The organism is Sphaerisporangium fuscum (genome assembly GCF_018531465.1).
In the GTDB taxonomy this organism is placed as follows: Bacteria; Actinomycetota; Actinomycetes; order Streptosporangiales; family Streptosporangiaceae; genus Sphaerisporangium; species Sphaerisporangium fuscum.
Genome location: NZ_JAHDTF010000003.1, coordinates 123811 through 139009, shown reverse-complemented (window position 1 = coordinate 139009; position 15199 = coordinate 123811). Strand labels below are relative to the sequence as shown.

11 protein-coding genes and 1 riboswitch are annotated in these 15199 nt (G+C 71.7%); of the genes, 7 read left to right on the top strand and 4 right to left on the bottom strand.

Going from position 1 to position 15199, the window contains the following annotated elements:
• Positions 1–131 precede the first annotated feature (131 nt).
• Complete coding sequence (locus KIK05_RS03525) at positions 132–1424, top strand: ABC transporter ATP-binding protein (RefSeq protein WP_214409063.1); 1293 nt, start codon at positions 132–134, stop codon at positions 1422–1424.
• Positions 1425–1428: 4 nt separating this feature from the next.
• Here the strand turns inward: KIK05_RS03525 and KIK05_RS03520 are convergent, their stop codons facing one another.
• Entirely contained in the window at positions 1429–2058 is a 630-nt protein-coding gene (locus KIK05_RS03520) for an ACT domain-containing protein (RefSeq protein WP_214409336.1), read from the bottom strand.
• Positions 2059–2196: 138 nt separating this feature from the next.
• The gene (locus KIK05_RS03515; protein ID WP_214409062.1) at positions 2197–3480 is read right to left on the bottom strand and encodes a right-handed parallel beta-helix repeat-containing protein; all 1284 of its coding nucleotides are present in this window, start codon (positions 3478–3480) and stop codon (positions 2197–2199) included.
• Between the two features lie 228 nt (positions 3481–3708).
• Between KIK05_RS03515 and KIK05_RS03510 the strand changes: the two genes are divergently transcribed.
• The 4 genes from KIK05_RS03510 (at position 3709) to KIK05_RS03495 (ending at position 9542) form a co-directional block, all read left to right on the top strand.
• Positions 3709–5061, top strand: a complete 1353-nt coding sequence (locus KIK05_RS03510; RefSeq protein ID WP_214409061.1) for a sensor histidine kinase — start codon at positions 3709–3711, stop codon at positions 5059–5061.
• A 148-nt stretch (positions 5062–5209) separates the two neighbouring features.
• Complete coding sequence (locus KIK05_RS03505; RefSeq protein WP_214409060.1) at positions 5210–7270, top strand: N-acetylneuraminate synthase family protein; 2061 nt, start codon at positions 5210–5212, stop codon at positions 7268–7270.
• A 47-nt stretch (positions 7271–7317) separates the two neighbouring features.
• Positions 7318–8280 carry a glycosyltransferase family 2 protein gene (locus KIK05_RS03500; RefSeq protein WP_214409059.1) on the top strand — a complete coding sequence of 321 codons (963 nt, stop codon included), beginning with the start codon at positions 7318–7320 and terminating at the stop codon, positions 8278–8280.
• A complete protein-coding gene (locus tag KIK05_RS03495; RefSeq protein ID WP_214409058.1) occupies positions 8277–9542 on the top strand; it encodes a polysialyltransferase family glycosyltransferase in 1266 nt (421 codons plus the stop codon). Before KIK05_RS03500 ends, KIK05_RS03495 begins: the two co-directional genes overlap by 4 nt.
• A gap of 69 nt (positions 9543–9611) precedes the next feature.
• Here the strand turns inward: KIK05_RS03495 and KIK05_RS03490 are convergent, their stop codons facing one another.
• Positions 9612–10826, bottom strand: a complete 1215-nt coding sequence (locus KIK05_RS03490; RefSeq protein ID WP_214409057.1) for a DUF6716 putative glycosyltransferase — start codon at positions 10824–10826, stop codon at positions 9612–9614.
• A complete protein-coding gene (locus KIK05_RS03485; RefSeq protein WP_308249723.1) occupies positions 10823–11779 on the bottom strand; it encodes a hypothetical protein in 957 nt (318 codons plus the stop codon). Before KIK05_RS03485 ends, KIK05_RS03490 begins: the two co-directional genes overlap by 4 nt.
• Positions 11780–12316: 537 nt before the next feature.
• Positions 12317–12468, top strand: a riboswitch (cyclic di-AMP (ydaO/yuaA leader).
• An 11-nt stretch (positions 12469–12479) separates the two neighbouring features.
• Between KIK05_RS03485 and KIK05_RS03480 the strand changes: the two genes are divergently transcribed.
• Together KIK05_RS03480 and KIK05_RS03475 are read left to right on the top strand one after the other, a co-directional pair.
• On the top strand, positions 12480–13175 hold the full coding sequence (locus tag KIK05_RS03480; RefSeq protein WP_214409335.1) for a CHAP domain-containing protein: 696 nt from the start codon (positions 12480–12482) through the stop codon (positions 13173–13175).
• A gap of 516 nt (positions 13176–13691) precedes the next feature.
• The gene (locus KIK05_RS03475; RefSeq protein WP_214409053.1) at positions 13692–15035 is read left to right on the top strand and encodes an ABC transporter substrate-binding protein; all 1344 of its coding nucleotides are present in this window, start codon (positions 13692–13694) and stop codon (positions 15033–15035) included.
• The last annotated feature ends 164 nt before the right edge of the window (positions 15036–15199 follow it).

Here is a 15199-nt window from a genome sequence, read left to right as displayed (position 1 = left end):
GTCAAGTGACCAGCAGATGAGCGATATATCACTGGATGTATGGACACAGCCCAGCAGGGCGCGATGTACTACCTCATCCATTCACAATGACGGCTGGATCCGGGTTCGGCGCCCGGGAGGAACGAGTGACGATGAGTACCGTCGTTCTCGACAGCGTGACAAAGGTGTACCCGGGGGGGCATCTCGCGGTCGATCGCATGAACCTGCGAGCGGAAGAGGGTGAGCTTCTCGTCCTGCTCGGGCCGTCCGGCTGCGGCAAGTCCACCCTGCTGCGCATGATCGCCGGCCTGGAGGAGATCACCTCCGGCGACCTCTACCTCGACGGCCGCCACGCCAACGACCTCGCCCCCCGCGACCGCGACGTCGCGATGGTCTTCCAGAACGGCGCCCTCTACCCCCACCGCACGGTGCGCGGCAACCTCTCCTTCCCCTTGGAGATCGCCAAGGCCGACCCCAACATGGCGCGGGAACGGGTGGTCGAACTCTCCCGGGCCCTGCACATCGACGAGACCCTCGACCGCCGCCCTGGAACGCTCTCCGGCGGCCAGCGCCAGCGAGTGGCCATGGGCAGGGCGATCGTCAGGCAACCGTCGCTGTTCCTCATGGACGAGCCGCTGTCGAACCTCGACGCGGGCATGCGCACCGAGTTACGGATGGAGATCTCCTCGCTGGTGCGGTCCCTCGGCGTCACGACGATCTACGTGACGCACGACCAGGTGGAGGCCCTGACCCTGGCCGACCGGATCGCCATCATGAACCGCGGCGTGCTGCAGGACGTCGGCACTCCCGGGCAGATCTACAACGACCCCGCGACCGCCTTCGTGGCCGCGTTCCTCAGCTCCCAGCAGCTCAACCTGCTGATGGCGACGGTGCGGACCCCGCAGAACCAGTACGTGCTGCTCGACTTCGGGCTGCACCAGATCGTGATGCCCTGGAACGACCCGCGGGCGTACGCGGTCTCCCAGCACACCGGCCATCAGATCATCGTCGGCATCCGGCCCGACGGGCTGACGCCCGTCCCCGACGGCGCCGAGGGCCCGAGCTTCACCGGCAGGGTCAGGACCCTGGAGTACCACGGCCACGAATGGCTGGCCTACCTGGAGGTCGGCATCCCCGCCGTCCCCGTCCCCGAGCCGGTGCAGCGGCGCGACGTCAACGGGAACGGCGCCAACGGCCACGGCGCCAACGGCGCGGCGGGCAGGATGCGGGAGATGGTGCGGCGCCTGGTCTCCGGCGGCGCCGAGCAGGCGGAGGAGCAGACGGCCCCCTCCGGGAGCGGCCACCACCGCCGGGCCGACCTCGTCGTACGGCTCGGCTCGCGCCCGGCGTGGCGCACCGGGGACCACGGCCGCGTCGTCGTGGACCTCAGCAGGCTCATGCTGTTCACCCTGGAGGGCGGCCGGATCGACCCGCCCCGCCGCTGAGAGCTCAGGCGACGGTGCGGTCGGCCGCCGGACGGGCCAGTTTGGCGACGATGTCGACGACCCGCACGAGCTTGTCCAGCTCCACCGGGTGGAAGGCGGGCCCCTCGGAGCGCGCCACGACCAGGTGGAGCCCGGCGTCCTTGAGCGGCAGGCTGAGCAGGTGCAGCGAGCCCTCGGTGAACGCCGACGGCCGCAGCGGCGTGAGGTCGGGCATCTCCTCGATGCCCGGCGCCTGCCAGCTTCCGTGGACGACGGCGCCGGTCCGGGAGTCGATCGCCACCGCCCACTGGGCGCCGACCACGTCGGGGACGGCGTCGACGAGCGTCACGAAGGCACGGTCGGCGCCCTCGGCGACGTGGCCGAGCAGGTCGTAGTCGGGGCTGGAGCCCGGCACCTCGCGGGTGGGCCACACCCCCTCGATGCGCACGCCGGGGACGACCGACATGCGCTCGCGCAGCTCCTCCGCGGCGAACCGCCCGGGCCAGGAGACGGTGAAGTCGTCGATCGCCCGCCCGCCCTCGCGCTCCAGGACCATGACCTGGAGGATGTCCGCGCCGAGCACCCCGAAGGCCCGGGCGACCTGCCCGAGCACGCCTGGACGATCGGGAAGCGAGACCCGTACCCGCAGCACCATAGTCACCACCCCTGTATACACAGCCGTGCCACGCATGCGGGCCGACCTGGTGTTTCTTTGCGCTACCGCAGCACGACACAGCCTCCTGCACGGAGGTTTCGTCAGTGTTCCCGCGATATGTCTGCAATAAATCCTGATTCAGTACTGATAGGCACCAGCATCCGGGTTCTTGGTGTGCGGGATACGCCGGCCCCTCATGTCGTACGCCAGCGCCGCGCCGCCGTACCACTCCGGCCCCAGCGGCACCCCCTCCCCGATCGCCGGTGAGCCCGGGCGCAGCCGCAGGTCGCGGCGGCCGACGAAACGGGGATCCTCCCGGATCGACCTCCGGCCGGGTCTGAAGTGGTCCGACCTGCCGTCGTAGACGCCGCCCGCGTCGTCGATGCCGGCACCGTCCTCCGACACCGCCACCCCGCCGACCTTCAGCGCGTTGTTGCGCAGCACCAGGATCCCCGGCGAGCACCCGTCGGCGCAGGAGACCCCGATCGTCTTCCTCGCCGGCAGGTACACCGAGTTGTTCACGGCCACCGTGCCTTCGACCGGGCCCACGACATGGCCGGGCCCGCGGGTGACGAGGAACGATCCACGCCTCCTCGACGAGGTCACCACGTTGTTGGCGAACCGGTTGCCGCTCGCGGTGCCGCCGGGCCGGTGACCGAGCTCGGTGAAGGTCTCGTTGTCGCGGGCGACGTTGTGCGCGACGAGGTTGCGGTCGCCGTCGTACACCTCCACCGCGGCGCCGTCGGAGACGTAGTCGTGGCTGGGCGCGTAGCTGCCCTCGATGAGGTTGCCGACGACGCGGTTGTCATCGCCGTTCATCAGCACGCCGAACGCCCCGGAGTCGTTGTCCGGCGCGTCGTCGTTCACGCTCATCCGGTCGTTGCCGATGATCTGGCTGTTGCGTACGACGTTGCGGGACGCCCGGTCGGTCACCCACACGCCGGCCACGTTACGGTCGGCGTACACGTCCCACAGGTCGTCGTGGTGGCCGTCGACGCGGAAGCCCGCCCACTTGCAGTCGCTGGCCCGCAGCTCCGAGACCCGCAGGTAGGAGCCCTTGAGCACCACGCAGTCGTGCGCCCGGCCGCTGACGCGCGGCCGCGCGCCCTCGCCGTACCCGCCGACGGTGATCGGACGGTCCCGCGTGCCGTCGCCGCGGAGCTTGAGCCTGCCCTTCCACCTGCCGCCCCGCCGCAGCAGCAGGGCGTCCCCCGGGCGCAGGCGGGCGGCGCCCGCCCTTTCGAGCGAGCGCCAGGCGGCGCCGGGAGAGGTGCCGGGGGCGTCGTCGTCGCCGTGCCGGTCGTCCACGTAGAAGACCCTCGGCGCGGCGGCCTGGTGCCGCCGCACGGGGGCGGGCGTGTCCGGACCGGCGAGCAGGGGGAGGCCCAGCGCCAGCGCCAGGGCGGCCCGCCAGAGATACATCACGTTCACACCCCGTGTTCCGAGGATCGCTGTCGATCACGCTAGCGGCCGGAGGTCGGAGCGGGAGGACCCAAATCGGCCGGCCGGGCGCCTGGTGACCCGGCACGCCGGACGGTAGGCTCCCCGGCGTCCCCGCCCGGCGCCACTCCCGGCATGTTTGCCATCCCTTGGAATCCTCTTTCCCGGCTCGCGGATCTTGGCCTACTCCGCCGCCAGTAGCCTTTGCCAATGTCCCTCCCTCGACCCGTCTGGCCTCGAACGATCCGCGGGCAGGTCACCGTTCTGGCCGTCCTGCTGTCGGGACTCTTCCTGATCCCGCTCGGCGTGGCGGCCGACACGGTGATCAGGCACACGGTCGCCGACCGCATGTGGGACCAGACCAGGGAGGCCGCCGCGCGGGTCGTCGCCGCCTACCGGGACGGCACCATGGGCAACCCGATCCCGCCCGTCCCCTCGACAGTGAAGATCATCCAGGTGGCCGGCCCCGGGGGACACGTCCTGGCCTCCAGCGAGGGCGCGCGGGACATACCGTTGATCAGCGACCAGCGGCCCGCCGTCCCGGGCCGGTCGGTCGACTACACCCTCTGCCCCGGCTCGCCCGAGGGCTGCTTCTACGTCACGGCGGAGCTCGCCGGGGGCGGCCCCGGGTCGCCGGTGGTGTACGCCGCGGTGCCCACCCCGGGCCTGTTGTCCTCCAGGCTCCTGGACGTGGCGGTCGCCCTGCACATCGCGGCCCTGGCCGCCCTCGCCGGATGGCTCGCGTGGAAGACCGCCGACCGCGGACTGCGCACGATCATGAACATCCAGGCCGAGCTCGCCCACATCACCGTCAGCGACCTGTCGCGGCGCGTACGCGAGCCTCCGGGGGACGACGAGATCTCCACGCTCGCCAGGACCGTCAACAGCACCCTCGCCCGGCTGGAGCACTCGGTGGAGCAGCAGCGCCGCTTCGCCGCCGACGCCTCCCACGAACTGCGCACCCCCATCGCCGGGCTGCGGGCGCAACTGGAGGAGGCGAGGCTGCACCCCGAGCACACCGACCTCGCCACCCTCGTGAACTCCGCGCTGCGCGACACCGACCGCGTCGAGGCGATCATCACCGACCTGCTGTTCATGGCACGGCTCGGGTCGAGCGGGCCCGCCGTGCAGGAGAGCATCGACCTCGCCGAGCTGGCCGGCGGAGAGGTACTGCGCCAGCACGGCCGGGTGCCGATCAGCACCGGCCTGCAGCCCGGCGTCACCGTCGTCGGCGTCCGAACACAGCTGTTCCGGCTGATCGACAACCTGCTCGACAACGCCCAGCGGCACGCCTCCACCATGATCCGGGTGGAGGTGTCGGGGCGTCACGACAGCGCCGTGCTGACGGTGACCAACGACGGCGACCGCATCCCGGAGGAGTACCGCGAGCGGGTCTTCCAGCGCTTCGCGCGGCTCGACGAGTCCCGCAGCCGGGACAGGGGCGGGACGGGCCTCGGGCTCGCCATCGCCCGCGACGTCGCCATCGCCCACGGCGGGACGCTGCACGTCGAGGACGTGCCGGAGGGGACGAGGTTCGTCCTGCGGCTGCCCATGATCGAATGACGGCGCGTTCCAAGAGTTAACAGGAGCGACGCTGGGTGTTCAGCTCAGGCTCCCTTTACGGGGCGGTGCCGGTGGTTAGCGTGCGTGACACCTTGCGGGCGTTTCGCGAAGTGCGGGCGCTCGCTACGCCGTATATCAGGGAGTCACCTTGCGAGTCCTGGCCGTCGTCCCCGCCCGTGGAGGTTCTGCGGGCGTTCCGCTCAAGAACCTGGCCAAGGTGGGCGGCACGCCCCTGGTCGCCCGCGCCGTGGCCTCCTGCGTGGGCGCCGAACTGGTGGACGAGGTGATCGTCAGCACGGACCACGACGGGATCGCCACCACCGCCGCGGCCGCGGGCGCCCGGGTGGTGAAGCGTCCCGCCGAGCTCAGCGGCGCCACCGCCTCCAGCGAGTCCGCCGTCCTGCACGCCCTCGACCAGCTCGACGCCGACCCCGAGGTCGTCGTCCTCGTGCAGTGCACCAGCGCGTTCATCGACCCGGCCGACCTCGACGCCGCCGTCGCCAAGGTGCTCGACGGCACCGCCGACGTCGTCTTCTCCGGCCTTCCGACGCACGAGTTCGTGTGGGCCGCCCGCGACGGCGGCGTGCGCGGCGTCAACCACGACCCCGCGCACCGCCCGCGCCGCCAGGACCGCGAGCCCGAGTACCGCGAGACCGGGGCCTTCTACGTCATGCGCGCCGCCGGGCTGCGCGAGCACGGGCACCGTTTCTTCGGCGCCGTCGCCGTCCAGCCGGTCCCCTCCCGCCACGCCGTGGAGGTCGACACCCCCGAGGACCTGGAGATCGTGCGGGCGCTCGCGCCGTTCGTGGACCAGCCGGGCCCGCTCGACGTCGACGCGGTGGTCACCGACTTCGACGGCGTCCACACCGACGACCTGGTCTACGTCGACCAGGAGGGCCGCGAGATGGTCGCGGTGAGCCGCTCCGACGGGCTCGGCGTCTCGCTGCTGAAGCGTTCGGGGGTGAAGCTGCTGGTGCTGTCGACCGAGCGCAACCCCGTCGTGGCCGCCCGCGCCCGCAAGCTCGGCGTCCCCGTCCTTCAGGGGCTCGCCTCCAAGCAGACCGCGCTGCGCGACTGGCTGAGCATCGAGGGCCTCGACCCCGCGCGCGTGGCCTACGTCGGCAACGACCTCAACGACCTCGGCTGCATGGAGCTGGTCGGCTGGCCGGTCGCCGTCCCGGACGCCCACCCGCGCGTACGGGCGGCCGCCCGCATCGTGCTCGCCCACCAGGGCGGCGCCGGCGCCGTACGCGAGCTGTGCGACCGGGTGCTCGCCGCCCGGCCCCTCGACGCCGAGCCCCCCGCGACCGGCCCCCGCGCCACGCTGCGCGTCAAGGGCGCCCCGGTCCAGATCGGCAAGTCGCTCGTCGGTCCCGGGCAGCCGGTGTACGTCATCGGCGAGATCGGCATCAACCACAACGGCGACCTCGACATCGCCCGCCGGCTGATCGACGTCGCGGCCGACGCCGGGTGCCAGGCGGTGAAGTTCCAGAAGCGCACGCCCGAGATCGCCGTGCCGGTGCACCAGCGCGACCAGATCCGGCAGACGCCGTGGGGCGAGATGACCTACCTGGAGTACAAGCACCGGGTGGAGTTCGGCGCCGACGAGTACACCCAGATCGCCAAGTACTGCGACGAGCGCGGCCTCGACTGGTTCGCCTCGCCGTGGGACGTGCCCTCGGTCGACTTCCTGGAGGACATGGACGTCGTCGCGCACAAGGTCGCCTCGGCCAGCGTGACCGACCACGAGCTGCTGCGCCGGCTCGCCGCCACCGGCAAGCCGATCATCCTCTCGACCGGCATGTCCACCCTGGAGGAGATCGACGTGGCGGTCGACATCCTCGGCACCGGCAAGCTGGTGATCATGCACGCCACCTCGACGTACCCGCTGCCGCCCGAGGAGGCCAACCTGCGCACGATCGTGACGCTGCAGGACCGCTACGGCGTGCCGGTCGGCTACTCGGGGCACGAGCGCGGCCTGCAGATCTCGCTCGCCGCGGTCACCCTCGGCGCGGTCACCGTCGAGCGGCACATCACCCTCGACCGCACGATGTGGGGCTCCGACCACGCCGCCTCCCTGGAGCCGAGCGGCCTGGAGCACCTCGTCCGCGACATCCGGATCATCGAGCAGGCCCTCGGTGACGGCGTCAAGCGGGTGTTCCCCGGCGAGGAGGCCCCCAAGTCCCGCCTGCGCCGCGTCACCGTCTGAGCCCCCGAGAAGGAGAACCCCCCAGTGACGCACGCAGGGAGCCGCCGTTGATCACGTTGTCGGTCGTGGTGCCGGTGCGCGACGCCGAGCTCTACATCGCCGACGCGCTGACCTCGCTGAGGCGCAACGCGCGGCGCGACTTCGAGTTCATCGTGGTCGACGACGGCTCCGCCGACGCGACCCCGCAGGTCATCGACGACTTCCGCGATGACCTGCCGGGGCTGACCGTTCTGCGCCACGCCTCCCCCGTGGGGCTGGCGGACGCCCGCAACGCCGGGCTGTCGCTCGCCTCGGGCCGGTACGTCACGTTCATGGACGGCGACGACTGGCTGGCCCCGGGGTACCTCGCCGAGCTCGTCGCCGCGATCGACGGGCTCGGCTGTGACTTCGTCCGGGTGGACCACGTCCAGGTGGAGGGCCGCAAGCGGGTCGTCCACCGGGCGCCGGAGGCCAGGCGCGGCGTGGTGCTGAGGCCGCGCGACGGGATCCTGCCGGCCGGGGCGAAGACGATGGTCGACTACCCCTACGCCTGGGCGGGGATCTACCGGCGCGAACTGGGCGACCTGCTGGCCTTCCCGGGCCACCTGCACACCGCCGAGGACCGCCCGTGGATCTGGCGGCTGCACCGGGAGGCGCGGTCGTTCGCCGTGGCGTCCGTCGCGGGCGTCTTCTACCGGCGCCTGGTGCCCTCGTCGCTGACCCAGATCGGCGACGAGCGGCAACTGCACTTCTTCGACGCCTTCGAGCTGGTGTTCAAGCAGGTGGAGAACGAGCCCGACCTGCTGCCGAAGGCCGTTCGCACCTTCTGCGCGCTGCTGGCGCACCATCTGGAGATCGGCGACCGCTTCTCCCCCGCCCTGCGGGCCCGCTTCGAGGCGCGCGCGCAGGACGTGCTCGCCGCCCTCCCGGCGGTCCTGGTGGCGGAGGCGGGCCTGGAGCCCGAACGCGCCGCGCTCCTGCGCCCGCTGCTCCCCCGACACCGCGGAGAACCCCAGGAGCGTTTCCCGTGACCCAGGTCTTCTACAGCTCCACGCTCTTCGGAGCGACCACGCTGGCCGCCGCGATGGACGCCGGCCGGTTCGGCCCGCACGACGGGCGCCGCGTCCTGCTGGTGTCGAACAACGCGGCGATCCCCGAGATCACCCCGTCGCTGGACGAGGCGCCGGGGTTCTCGGCGCTGCGGCCGCGCTTCGACGAGGTGTGGTCGTGGAACGAGATCGTCGCGCCCCTGCACCCGTCGGACTGGAAGGCGCGGGTCATCGAGGTCCCGATGCTCTCGCGCCTGCTGCGGTCGCACCTGTCGCTCGGCGACGGTCCCGGCGAGCTGATCGTGGAGTCGATCGCGGTGCCGCCTGCGCGGACGGTCGCGGGCCTGATCCGCGACTGCCCGATCACGGTGTACTCCGACGGGCTGATGAGCTACGGGCCGACGCGGGACCCGCTGCCGCTGGAGATCTCCGGCCGCATCACCCGCCTGCTCCACCTCGACCTGGTGCCCGAACTCACCCCGCTGCTGCTCAGGGAGGTCGGGGTCGCGCCCGACCCGCTGCCGGACGCGGCCTTCCAGGCCGTGCTCGACGACTTCCCCGTGCCGGACGACCTGTGGGGCGAGGCGGTCATCCTCGGCCAGTACCTCTCGGCCCTGGACATCGTCACCCCGCAGGAGGAGATGGACCTGCACGCCGCGATGCTCCGGGCGCTGGTCGCGCGGGGGCACCGCAGCGTGCTGTTCAAGCCGCACCCGGCGGCCGGGCGCGGCCACGCCCGGCACCTGCGGGGCGTGGCCGCCGAGCTCGGCGTCGAGCTGAGCGTGGCCGGCGAGACCGTCCCGGCCGAGGTGTGCTTCCAGGCGCTGCGGCCGAAGCTGGTGGTCGGCTGCTTCTCCACCGCGCTGATGACGGCGCGGCGGCTGTTCGGCCTCCCGGTCGCCACGATGGGCTGTGACATCGTGCTGGAACGGCTGACGCCGTACGAGAACAGCAACCGGGTGCCGGTCACGATCGTCGACGCGGCCGTGCCGCGCCTCGCCCCCGACGGGACGATCACCGAGCCGCACGCGGTCGACCTGCCGGCGCTGGTGGAGGCGGTGGGCTTCTGCATGCAGAGCCAGTACTACCCGGACCTGCGCGAGGTGGCCGCCCGCTACATCGAGACCCACGGCGCGCAGGCCCGCTACTTCAAGAACCGCCGCCTGGCCTCCGTCGGCCTGGTCAAGCCCGCTCCCGCCCCGAAGTCGGCCCTCGGCCGGCTGCGCCGCGCCCTCACCCGCTGACGGCCTTCCCGGCCCGCCGTAGGTCCCCCCACAGCCACCGCGTGGGGGGACCTACGGTTTCCGGGTCGCTCAGCGAATGGCCTTCATGTACCGGCGGACGCGGCGGCCCGCCCGGTAGCCGATGCGCAGGACGTTCGGGGGGAGCTCCACGCGCAGGCGGGCGCGGCGGCGGGCGGCGGCGTGCGCGGGGCCGTCCAGCAGCGCCCGCACCGGCCGCAGCCTGCCCGAACGCGCCTCCTCCACCAGCGGCGCGAGCCTGTCCACCCAGTCGCTCGCGGCCGCGTCGTGGAAGTAGTTGGCCTCGCACCAGGCCGCCGTCGGCCGCCGGAACACGCCGCGCGCGACGTCCTCCAGCGTGCCGAGGCACCCGCTGTCCTCGAACACCAGGTTGATCATCTCGGCGCTGACCCCGAAGTCGGACAGCACCAGCAGCGGCACCCGTCCCGCGATCGCCTCCAGGGCCGCGGTGGAGCTGACCGTGACGAACGCCGCCGCGGCGGCCAGGTGCTCGTGCATGGCGCCGGCGGCGAACCTCACCGCGTCCGGGCGGACGGCGCCCGCCTCGGCGAGCTCGCGCCACAGCCGCTGGTAGTGGTAGCGCTCGTTGTGGGTCTGCCGCTCGTTCTCCAGGGCCCGCAGCTTGACGACGACGTCGAGGTCGGGACGGGTGTCGGCCAGGGCGGCGAGGGCGAGCAGGATGCTCTCGCGGTCCTCGCGCCGCTTGGGCACCTTCGCCTGGGTCGCGAACACCACCCGGTCGCCCCCGGCGGGGGTGACGCTGGTCAGGGAGTCGAGGTACGGCAGGCGGGCGAGGGCCATCGAGCCCTCGGCGCCCAGCTCCCGGCCGATCCGGCCGAACTCCTCGACCTCCCTGCCGCTGTGCACGACGAACAGGTCGCACCCGCCGCGGTACAGCCAGGCCTTCTCGGTCGCCGGGATCGAGATGCCGGGCAGGCCGGACACGAACACCGGGCGGGGGCGCAGCCCCTCGAACACCTCGCTGACCAGTACGTCGACCACGGGCCCGGTGCAGGCCACCAGCACCACGTCGGGCGAGGTGCGCTCGGCGATCCGGCGCAGGGCCCGGGCCGAGACGACGGCGGGCGGCTCGGCGGCCCCGGCCCGCGTCCCGCTGACCGCGGCGGCGATCTGGCCCGCGGACGGCGCGATCGGCGTGCGGACGACGGCCAGCGTCGGGTCCCAGCCGGGTGGAAGCTGGTCGAGCAGACCCGCGGCCCACTTCAGGTAGGAGTCCGAATCGGCCACGGCGAGAACCCGGCTCAAGGAGAAGCCCTTTCGTGCGCGAACATCTGCAGGTGTGATCGGAGAGAGGTCGAGGCCGAGGGCGTCCACCAGTCGTCGGGGACGTCCACCGTCTCGACCGGCACGCCGCGCGCCGACAGCAGGACGCGCAGCGAGGTGACGGCCGTGGAGGGCAGGCTGAGCACGCGCTGCCCGGGGCGCAGATCGCGCAGGGTCATCTCGACGGGCACCCCGCCGTCGTAGACGGTGACGCCGGGGTGGTCGCGGACGGCGGCCAGGTCGACGGGGTCCTCGCGGCGGTGCGGGTAGTACGCCAGCGGCCCCTCGAGGCCGAACAGCCACGACAGGTAGCGCTCGCGGTGGATCAGGCCGTTGCGCACCAGCGACGTGCCGAGCACCACGGTCTTCTCCGGCGGCCGGGGGTGGGCGACGGCCGGCTGGGAGCGCAGCCAGGCGAAGTCGTGGGTGATCAGGTCGGCGCCGATGCCGCGCACGGCCCGCGCCAGTTCGCCGGGCACCGGCAGGGCGGTGAACACCGTGAGCCGGCCCGCCCTCGCGGCGGCGCGCAGGCGGAGCCCGGCGGCGGCGCCGAGGAGCCGGCGGGACGGCGTCGCGGCGGCCCGCGCGCGCAGCAGCGGGGTGCCGGGGCGGCCGGTGAGCAGTTCCAGCAGGCGGATGGTGGCCAGCCCGTCGTCCACGATCACCATGTGGGCGGGGGCCGCGGTCAGCGAGGTCAGCTGCATCCGGCCGGAGAAGGCGTCCCCGAGGATCCAGCTCTCGCGCCGGCGGGGACGGGGCATGCCGTCGTCGGCGGTCTCGATCACCAGACCGCCCGGCAGGTCGAGGGAGGCCAGCTCGGCGCGCGTGACCTTCAGCCCGGGCAGCTTGGCGCGGGTGACCACGCGCGTGCCCGGCCCGACGACCCCCGCGTGCCGTGCCTCGACCGCGCACAGCAACTGGAGGGGGGATTCCACCCAGGCGACGGCCGACCCCTGCTCCCGCACGCGGCTTCGACCGTTCCTCTCCACGCCGGGCACCGATACTTTCACGACGCGAGCAACCTAGCCGTGGATCCCTACATGAACGGTAACAGCGGGTGAACAGCGAACATCGCCGGATGAGCGAGACCTGGACGAGTCGGCGGCTCCTCCCCCGGGTCGTCCCCCTGAGTCCCATCTGTCTCGTTTGACAACAGCGGCACCTGGGGGCTCAAGTGTCACAACGGGGCGCCGGGCCGGTGCCGGGCGGGCTGAAGGCACCGTCGGTGGCGGGTACCCTTGTCAGGCCAGGTCAACCCCGGGCGCCGCACTTTTTCCTCCGCGGCGCGAGCAGCAGGAGCAGGCGTTTGCCGTCGCGACTCCCTGCAGAGCCGGGAAGTTTGTCCTATTTGCACCCCTTTTGTCCGATGGAGTACTCTGATTGCACTCCCGGCCCGGGACATGCCCGTTCGGGCGACTCCACCGTGCCGATGAGATTGCGCAGCCGGTCGTCAGCGGAGAATCCTCTCCCCCCGGCGCGCACCGCCGAGTCCGCTTCGCGCGGAGCCGGGGACCCAACTCTCCCCGTGGGGTGAATCGGGAGACCACGCACGGCCACTCCCGTAGGGCGACTTCCACGCCCGAACCCGTCAGCTAACCCGGTAGGCGGCCTGGAAGAAGGAGTTCGCCTTTGTCCATGTTCGTCCAGCGGCTTCTGGATGCCCCGAAGAACCACCTGAAAGCCTTCGCTTTCGGCGGCCTCGTGGTCGCCCAGGCCGTGACCGGCACCGCCCTCGCGGCACAGGCCGACACCTCCCCGAAGGACGGGATCGCCAAGGTGGCGAGCGCGGAGGCCAAGAACACCGCTCAGGCCCTGCACGCCCCCCAGACCGCCAGGCGCGTGAGCGCGCAGCAGCTGCTCAAGCTGGCCGAGAGCCAGGTCGGCATCTCCGAGAACAGCGCCGGCGGCGGGACGAAGTTCCACGCCTGGTACATGAACTCCCCGCGCGCCGCGGAGACCGTGGCGAGGGACGGCGGCACGATCGCCGGGTTCGCCAACGCGTCCTGGTGCGACATGTTCGTCTCCTGGGTCGGCCACCAGATGGGCATGGACGACACCGTCGGCTCCGACGCCTACACCGTCGAGCACGCCAAGTGGTTCGCCGCGCACGACCGCTGGGGGACGACGCCCAAGCCGGGCGCCGTCGTCTTCTTCAACTGGAACGGCAGCAAGAGCGTCGACGACATCGAGCACGTCGGCTACGTCATCAAGGACAACGGCGACGGCACGATCAAGACCGTCGAGGGGAACACCGGCAACGGCAGCGTCGAGATCCGCACCCGTTCCACCGACACCGTCGTCGGCTACGGGTACCCGAGTTACGCCGGCTGACGCCCAAAGGTCCACACGCCTCAGGCAGGCGCCCCTCCTCTCTCCCCGTAGGGGCGCCCGCCCTCCCGCCGAACGGCCGCGCGACTGCGCCCGCGCCGGCCGTACGGCACCTGGCGCCGGCCCGGACACCGTCCGGGCCGGCGCCTCGCTTTTCTCCGGCACCCGTCGTCCCGACCCCTCCGCCCGACGGCGCCGTGATGGCGCATGGATGATTTGCGCCCTACTGTGCCCCTAGCGATGGGAGCGCTCCCAACACCTTCTATGGGGTTTATGGAGCTTACAGTCCCATTTCGGGCTCCTAACAGCCCCAGGAGTAACAGTTAGGTTTCGGCATATTGACGTCGGTGATGCCAATCGGCGACTCTTCGTGGGAGCGCTCCCAAACTCTAGCCCGCGGATCCTTGTCCGCGGGATCACGACTGCGGGATTCAGCACATCGTGGGGCCCGACGATCGGGGCGGGCCGGCCCTCGATGCACCTCCCAACGATCGGGCAACCACCTGAGAGGGGTCCGGAATGATGAACACCATGCGCCGCGGCAGGATGCTCGCGGTCGCATCTGTGATGACGGCCGCGCTCGGCGTCACCGCCGCCTGCTCTTCCGGCGGCGAGACGCCTGCCACGGGCTCGTCATCGTCGTCCGCAGCCGAGAAGATCACCCTCACCCTGCAGACCTTCGGCGGCGGCACCAACTTCGGCTACAAGGCCGCGGTGGCGAAGTGGAACTCCGAGCACCCGAACGTGCAGGTCAAGTACAACAACCTGACCGACAGCTTCGAGAACGTCTACTGGCCGCAGATGCTGCAGTGGCTCCAGTCGGGCACCGGCGCCGGTGACGTCGTGGGCATCGACGAGGGCGGCATGGGCCTGGCCAAGGCCCGCCCCCAGTTCTGGACCGAGCTCGGCCAGTACGGCCTGGACAGCCGCAAGGCCGACTTCCCCGCCTGGAAGTGGGAGAACGGCCTGACCGCGGACGGCAAGCTGTTCGCCCTCGGCACCGACGTCGGCGGCATGAGCGTCTGCTACCGCACCGACCTGTTCAAGAAGGCCGGCCTGCCGACGGACCGCGACAAGGTCTCCCAGCTGTGGAGCGGCGGCTGGGATGACTTCGTCAAGGTCGGCAAGCAGTTCCAGTCGAAGGTCAAGGACGCCAAGTTCATCGACAGCGTCAACACCATCTACAACGTGGTGCTGTCGCAGGAGGCCGCCAAGAACGGCAACGTCACCTACTTCGACAAGAACCAGCAGCTCATCGTGGACAAGAACCCGGCCGTCAAGAACGCGTTCGACTTCACCCAGCGCATCAGCAAGGAAGGCCTGACGGCCAAGCTGCAGAACTTCACCGACCCGTGGAACACCGGCTTCGTGAAGTCGCAGTTCGCCACCCTCGGCTGCCCGGGCTGGATGCTCGGCGTGGTCTCCGGCACCGCCGGCGACCAGTTCAAGGGCAAGTGGGACGTCGCCACCGTCCCAGGCGCCAGCGGCAACTGGGGCGGCTCCTGGCTCGCGGTGCCCAAGCAGTCCAAGCACCCGAAGGAGGCCGCCGAGCTGGCCAGCTACCTGACCAGCCCCGAGGCCCAGCTGCTGGCGTTCAAGGAGGGCGGCAACCTGCCCAGCACCCTCCCCGCCCAGGACAGCCCCGACCTGCAGAGCGCGACCAACGAGTACTTCAGCGGCGCGCCCATCGGCAAGATCTTCGGGCCGTCCATCAAGTCGCTCCAGCCGATCTTCCTCGGTGAGAAGCACGCGCAGGTGAAGGCCGCCGTGGAGCAGGTCATCATCGGCATGGACCAGGGCGCGGTCCCCTACGACCAGGCCTGGCAGAAGTTCGTCGAGGCGGGCCAGAAGGCGGCCGGCTGACCGTCCCCACAGACGTCACCGGCTCGCCGTGGCCCGCACCCGGCGAGCCGGTGACCTTCACCGGGGCGGTCGCCGCCCCGGTCGCACCGATGCCGAGCCTGGTCGTCGATCCCCGTCGACCGTTACCGACGAGAAGAAGGAGCAGGGGCCCTCCCGGGCGGCCG